The organism is Microbacterium sp. (assembly GCF_035277845.1).
Classification (GTDB): Bacteria; Actinomycetota; Actinomycetes; order Actinomycetales; family Microbacteriaceae; genus Microbacterium.
On record NZ_DATEJS010000043.1, the window covers coordinates 1 to 6,001 of the forward strand.

Here is a 6,001-nt window from a genome sequence, read left to right on the forward strand (position 1 = left end):
GCCGCGGGCGGGGCGACCGGCTCCGGGGCGACCGGCGGCACGACCGGCAACGGCGGTTTCGGCGGCACCGGAACCGCCGCCGCCGTCGGCGCCGCTGTCGGCGGGCTCGGCTCGGGCGGATTCACGGGGATGCCCGCGGGCTTCCTCGTGACCACGCCCCTCGCCGGACCGTCGGTGCACACCGGAGGGATGCCGGCCGGGCCCGGCGACGGCCTGGCCGTGCCCGCCGGACTCGTCCTGCTGGCTCTGGTGCTCGCCGTCTTCGGGCTGCGGCAGCGCCGGGTGCACGCACCGGGTACCGCACGCCGGTGAGGCATCCGCATCGGGGACGGACGGTCGTGACGCTGGTCGCGGCCGCCGTCCTCCTGGTCGCCGGGGCGGTCGGAGTCATCTCGACTCCGGCCTCCCCGGCAGGCGCCCCGGTCGACCTGAACGGACGCCCCGTGCAGTTCGACCCGGGCGATCTCCCATCGGCGCAGATGAGGAGCCGCATGCACATCGTGCCGGACACCGGCTCGCGCTTCGCGGTGCCGTCGGTCGGGCTCGACGTGCCGCTCGGCTCCCTCGACGTCGTGGACGACGAGATCATCCCGCCGGACTTCACGTCCGCCTATCTCGTGCACGATCTCGGGGTCCCGCCCGCCGACGCCGCGCACGGCTCCGTCTTCGTGGTGATGCACTCGCTGCGGGGCGGCGCCGTCGGCCCCGGCAACTTCCTGATCGACGTGGCATCCGGCACGTCGCGGGTTCGCACCGGCGCGCGCATCCAGGTCGCCGACCGCACCTACACGGTCACCGGCTGGAAGGCGATCGGCAAGACGGACGTCCCGTCCGACCGCACCCTCTGGGCGAACACCCCGGGGCGGCTCGTCGTCATCACCTGTCTGCAGAACCCCGCCCAGACGGCGTCCGTGGACAACCTGGTCGTCTTCGCGAGCCTCGACGGCTGAGACGAGGGCCTCGGCGACCAGAGCTCACTCGGAAGGGGGCACGACCGGCTGCTGGGTAGCATCCGGAGCGGATTCCTGCGTGGCCGCCCAGCTGGCGAGCAGTCTCAGTCGGTCCTCGTGCGGGGTGCCGGGTTCAGCGGTGTAGAGGTTCAGGTGACGGGCGACGCGGTTCGGGTTGGCCAGCTCGGCCGACTGATAGGTGAGCTCGAGGAACCCGACGACGGGATGCCGCAGCCTCTTCACGCCCTCGTGCCGCGTGCGCACGTCGTGCGCCGCCCACAGAGCGGAGAAGTCCGGGCTGCGGGTGGAGAGCTCCCCGATGAGTTCGCGCAGCGCGCGGTCGTCCGGTCTGCGGCCGGCCTCGGCGCGCAGGAGCGCGACGGTCGCGGCCGCGCCGCCCTCCCAGTCGACGAAGAATTCGCGCGCCGCCGGGTCGAGGAAGTGGAACCGGGCGAGGTTCGGAGCGGTTCCCGCAACCGCGGCCCCGTCGAACACGGGGGCGTGCAGGGCGCGTCCGAGGTCGTTCGCCGCGATGACGTCGAGCCGGCCGTTGCGCAGGAACACCGCGGACATCGTGATGGAATCGATCAGCCATTGCACGGGCCCATGGACGACCGTCTCCGTCGGCCGGGCGGGGACGCGCGCTGCGGGACGAGCCGCCTTCGCGAGGTCGAAGAGATAGGCGCGCTCGTCGTCGTTCAGGTTCAGGGCGCGTGCGACGGCCGCCAGCACCTCCTCCGACACCCCGGTGATGTTGCCCTTCTCCAGGCGGGTGTACCACTCGGTGCTCACGCCGGACAGCACCGCCACCTCTTCTCGGCGGAGTCCCGGGACGCGGCGGCGGCTGCCCGCCGGGAGGCCGACCTGCTCCGGGGTGAGGCGCCCACGACGGGACACGAGGAAATCCCGGATGTCGTCACGGTTCGCGGGGGAGGGGCTCATGAAGACCACGGTAGCTCCGCGCCGATCGCCGTGAGGGGGGAGAGCTTGTACCCCCATAACCGCGATCTCCCGCGGGCGGGAGCCACCCGGTGGAATGGATGACGACCCCCCATCGTCCGATCGTGCAGAGGAGACCGAATGACCACCCACCTCGACCCGGTCGCCGCGGCGCATCGTGCGTCGGCGCGGAAGCCGCGGCTGCCGTTCGTCGTCTTCGTGCTCGCCTCGGGCACGTTCCTGATGCTCACCACCGAGTTCGTGATCGCCGGCATCCTTCCCGACGTCGCCGCGGATCTGCGCATCTCCCTGGCGCAGGCCGGCAGCCTGATCACGTGGTTCGCGGTCGGGATGGTGGTCGGAGCCCCGTCGATGACCGCGGTCACCATGCGCCTGCCCAAGCGGACCGCACTGATCATCGCGATGGCCGTCTTCGTCGCCGGGCACGTCGTCGTCGCGATCAGCGCTGATTTCCGGGTGCTCGTCTTCGCGCGCGTGCTCACCGCATTCGCCGCCGGAACGTTCTGGGCCGTCTCCGCGATCGTCGCGACCCGGGCGGCGGGCCCCGGCTCCGGTGCCCGGGCGATCGGGGTCGTGTCCGCCGGCGGGGCGCTCGCCACGGTGCTCGGAGTGCCGGCGGGTGCGTTCGTCGCCCAGCTCGTCGGCTGGCGCGGCACGTTCTGGGCGCTCGCGATCGCCGGTGCGCTGGGCGTCGCGCTGATCGCCGCCTTCGTCCCGCACGACGGGCCCGGCCACGGCCCGGTCACCGTGCACGACGTGCTCGGCGGACTGCGGTCGGGACGGCTGTGGCTTGCGCTGCTCGCCTGCCTGACCACGGCGGGCGGGGTGCTGGCCGCCTACTCGTACATCGCGCCGACCCTGATCGACCAGGCGGGCATCCGTCCCGGGCTGGTCCCGCTCGTGCTCACCGGCTTCGGCGTGGGCTCGCTGATCGGCACGCTGCTCGGCGGCCGGTACGGCGATGCGCACCCGGGTCTGGTGACGATCCTCACCCCGGCGGTGACCACCGTCCTTCTGCTGGGCATCTGCCTCGTCACGGGCGCCCCCTGGGTCATGGCCGGGCTGGTGCTGGCCCTCGGCCTGTTCGGGCTCTCGGCCAACGGCGTCCTCATCCATCTGGTGGTGCAGCACGCGGGCAAGGCGGCCCCGTTCGCCTCCGCGCTGGCGGTCTCGGCTTTCAACGCCGGCACCGCGATCGTGACGCCGATCGCGGGCGCGTCCCTCGCCACCCCGCTCGGCGTCCACGGACCTGCGGCGGTCGGCACAGGCATCCTGGCGCTCACGCTCATCCCCACCATCGCGCTGGCCGTGCTGCGCCGGCGCGCCCGCACCCGGGCGCTCCGGCACGCCTGACCGGATCCGCCGCCCATCCACGAGAAACGAAAGACAGGAATCAGCCATGCGCGCTGTCGTCATGCACGCCCCCGGTGACGTCCGAGTCGACGACGTCGACATCCCGGTCATCATCGACCCCACCGATGCGATCATCCGCGTCACCGCGGCCTGCATCTGCGGGTCGGACCTGTGGCCCTACCGCGGCTACGAGCACCTCGACGGGCCCACCCGGATGGGTCACGAGTACCTCGGGGTGATCGAGCAGATCGGCGCCGACGTCCGCGACCACGCCGTCGGCGACTTCGTGGTCGGGTCGTTCGTCGCGTCCGACAACACCTGCGAGATCTGCGCCGCCGGATTCCAGTCCCGCTGCATCCACCAGGTGATGATGGGCTCGATCGGAACTCAGGCCGAATACGCGCGCATCCCCCTCGCCGACGGCACGCTCGTGCGCATCCCCGGTGAGCCCACCCCCGAGCAGGTCCGGAGCCTGCTGGCCGCGTCCGACGTGCTCGGCACCGGCTGGTTCGCCGCCGTCGCGGCCGACGCGGGCCCCGGAAAGACCGTCGCGGTCGTCGGGGACGGCGCGGTCGGGCTGCTGGCGATCCTCGCCGCGAAGCAGCTCGGCGCCGAAAGCGTCATCGCCATGTCGCGGCATCCCGAGCGGCAAGCCCTCGCCCGCCGGTTCTGCGCGACCGACGTGGTCGAGGAACGCGGCGACGCGGGGGTGGCGCGCATCAAGGAGCTCACCGGCGGCTACGGCGCGCACTCGACGGTCGAAGCCGTCGGCACGCAGGAGTCGATGCTGCAGGCGATCCGCGCGACCCGCCCCGGCGGCCATGTCGGGTTCGTCGGGGTCTCCCACGGCGTGGAACTCGACGGGCTCGACCTGTTCTTCGCGACGGTGCGCCTGCTCGGCGGCCCGGCGCCCGTGCGGCGCTTCCTGCCGGAGCTCGTCGAGCTCATCATGACCGGGCGGATCGACCCGGGCGTCGTGTTCGACCTCACGCTGCCCATCGAGGATGCCGCGGAGGGGTACCGCGCGATGGACGAGCGCCGTGCCACCAAGGTGATGCTCACGCTGTGAGCACCGCGCGGGCGCGCACGGCGGCGTAGGCTCGGCCCGTGCGTGCGATCGTCCATCACGAATTCGGTGACCCGGCCGAGGTGCTCGGTGTCGAAGACCTGCCCCTGCCCGAGCCCGAACCCCGCGAGGTGCGCCTGCGGGTGCTGTTCTCGCCGATCCACAACCACGACCTGTGGACGGTGCGCGGCACCTACGGCTACAAACCCGAGCTGCCGGCGCGGGCGGGCACCGAGGCCGTCGGGATCGTCGACGCGGTCGGCGACGAGGTCGAGGGCATCGAGGTGGGCCGCCGGGTCGCCACCGCCGGCACGTTCGGCGTGTGGGCGGAGTACGTGATCGCGAAGGCCGGGGCGGTCGTCCCGGTCCCCGACGGCATCCCCGACGAGGTCGCCGCGCAGCTCATCTCCATGCCGTTCAGCGCCCTCTCGCTGGTGGAGTTCCTGGGCGTCTCCGCCGGAGACGTGATGCTGCAGAACACCGCGAACGGCACCGTCGGGCGGCTCGTCGCCCAGATCGCGGCGAGTCGCGGCATCCGCGTCATCGGGCTGGTGCGCCGGGAGGATGAGGTCGACGCGCTCGCCGACGCCGGCATCCCGGATGTGGTCGCCACGGTCGGCGATGACTGGCCCGAGCGGGTGCGTCGACTGGTCGGCGACCAGCCGATCCGCACCGCGGTGGATTCCGTGGGCGGCACGGCGTCCGGCGAGCTGCTGCACCTGCTGGCCGAGGGCGGCACGCTGGTCTCGTTCGGTGCGATGGCATCCGACCGGATGGAGCTGTCGTCGGGCGACCTCATCTTCAAGCAGGCGATCGTGAAGGGGTTCTGGGGCAGCAAAGTGTCCTCCGCCATGGCCCCGGAGACGCGGCGCGCCCTGTTCGGGGAGCTGTTCGAGCTCATCGGCAGCGGCCGGCTCACGCTGCCGGTGGACAGCATCCATCCGCTCGAGGACGTTCGGGCCGCCGTGGAGGCGAGCCTCACGCCCGGACGCGTCGGCAAGGTGCTGCTGCGCCCCTGATCTCGGGGCGCGCACAGTGGTTCACCGGGCGGGGAGCCACGCCTCGGGGTGAGCGGCGAGCTCGATGACGACGGCGCCCGCGCTCGATGACGGACGACCGGTGCGCCAGGAGATGCCGATCTCACGGTTCGCGATCCGGTCGGCGATCGGGATCTCGAGCACGTCGCCGGTGGGCGGGGACGCGGGCGGCAGGATGGCGATGCCGAGGCCCGCCGCGACGAGGCCGCGCACGGTCTGCACGTCCTCGCCCTCGAATCCGCGTTCGGGGACGACGCCCGCCTCACTGAGGATGTGGTCGACGTGCGCGCGGAGTCCGAACGCCGTGCCCATCTGCAGCATGACCCGGCCGTCGAGCTCGCGCAGCCGCACCCGGCTGCGCTGCGCGAACGGATGCTGGGGCGCCACGGCGAGCACGAGGGGTTCCGCGTAGAGGCCGACGGTGCGGATGCCGGCGCCGTCGGCGTGCGGCGGCGACATGAGCGCCACGTCGGTGCGCCCGCTCTCGAGCGCCTCCACGCACAGATCGCGCGAGCCCTGATGCAGCTCGAACTTCGTGTGCGGGCGCCGCTCGAGCACGGCGCGGACGAGCGCGGGGACGACCCGGCGTCCGAGCGTGTGCTGGAAGTGGATGGTCGCCGTGCTGTCGCGCTCGG

General features: G+C 72.8%; 7 protein-coding genes. 5 read left to right on the forward strand and 2 right to left on the reverse strand.

Features of this window, described 5'->3' with window-relative positions:
* Positions 1-312: hypothetical protein (locus VJR25_RS01625; protein ID WP_324111840.1), on the forward strand; the 312-nt coding region annotated here is incomplete at its 5' end.
* A 26-nt stretch (positions 313-338) separates the two neighbouring features.
* Positions 339-950 (forward strand): class F sortase, encoded by a 612-nt coding sequence (locus VJR25_RS01630; protein WP_324111842.1) that lies wholly within the window; start codon positions 339-341, stop codon positions 948-950.
* Between the two features lie 24 nt (positions 951-974).
* Here VJR25_RS01630 and VJR25_RS01635 read toward each other — a convergent pair whose 3' ends face one another.
* Positions 975-1,892, reverse strand: coding sequence for a helix-turn-helix transcriptional regulator (locus tag VJR25_RS01635; protein ID WP_324111844.1), 918 nt, complete (start codon positions 1,890-1,892; stop codon positions 975-977).
* A 138-nt stretch (positions 1,893-2,030) separates the two neighbouring features.
* Here VJR25_RS01635 and VJR25_RS01640 point away from each other — a divergent pair, with 138 nt between their 5' ends.
* Genes VJR25_RS01640 through VJR25_RS01650 form a run of 3 tightly spaced genes read left to right on the forward strand, consistent with a single transcriptional unit; the run spans position 2,031 to position 5,348 of the window.
* Positions 2,031-3,263, forward strand: a complete 1,233-nt coding sequence (locus tag VJR25_RS01640; RefSeq protein WP_324111847.1) for an MFS transporter — start codon at positions 2,031-2,033, stop codon at positions 3,261-3,263.
* 46 nt (positions 3,264-3,309) lie between these two features.
* The gene (locus VJR25_RS01645) at positions 3,310-4,332 is read left to right on the forward strand and encodes a zinc-dependent alcohol dehydrogenase family protein (RefSeq protein WP_324111849.1); all 1,023 of its coding nucleotides are present in this window, start codon (positions 3,310-3,312) and stop codon (positions 4,330-4,332) included.
* Positions 4,333-4,370: 38 nt separating this feature from the next.
* Positions 4,371-5,348, forward strand: coding sequence for a zinc-binding dehydrogenase (locus VJR25_RS01650; protein WP_324111850.1), 978 nt, complete (start codon positions 4,371-4,373; stop codon positions 5,346-5,348).
* 21 nt (positions 5,349-5,369) lie between these two features.
* On the opposite strand, the gene VJR25_RS01655 is transcribed toward VJR25_RS01650, so the two are convergent.
* Positions 5,370-6,001: LysR substrate-binding domain-containing protein (locus tag VJR25_RS01655; protein ID WP_324111852.1), on the reverse strand; the 632-nt coding region annotated here is incomplete at its 5' end.

Bases quoted from the DNA above. Each gene is read 5' to 3' on its own strand.
- VJR25_RS01645 (WP_324111849.1), top strand. From the start codon at position 3,310: ATGCGCGCTGTCGTCATGCACGCCCCCGGTGACGTCCGAGTCGACGAC.
- VJR25_RS01635 (WP_324111844.1), bottom strand. From the start codon at position 1,892: ATGAGCCCCTCCCCCGCGAACCGTGACGACATCCGGGATTTCCTCGTG.
- VJR25_RS01640 (WP_324111847.1), top strand. From the start codon at position 2,031: ATGACCACCCACCTCGACCCGGTCGCCGCGGCGCATCGTGCGTCGGCG.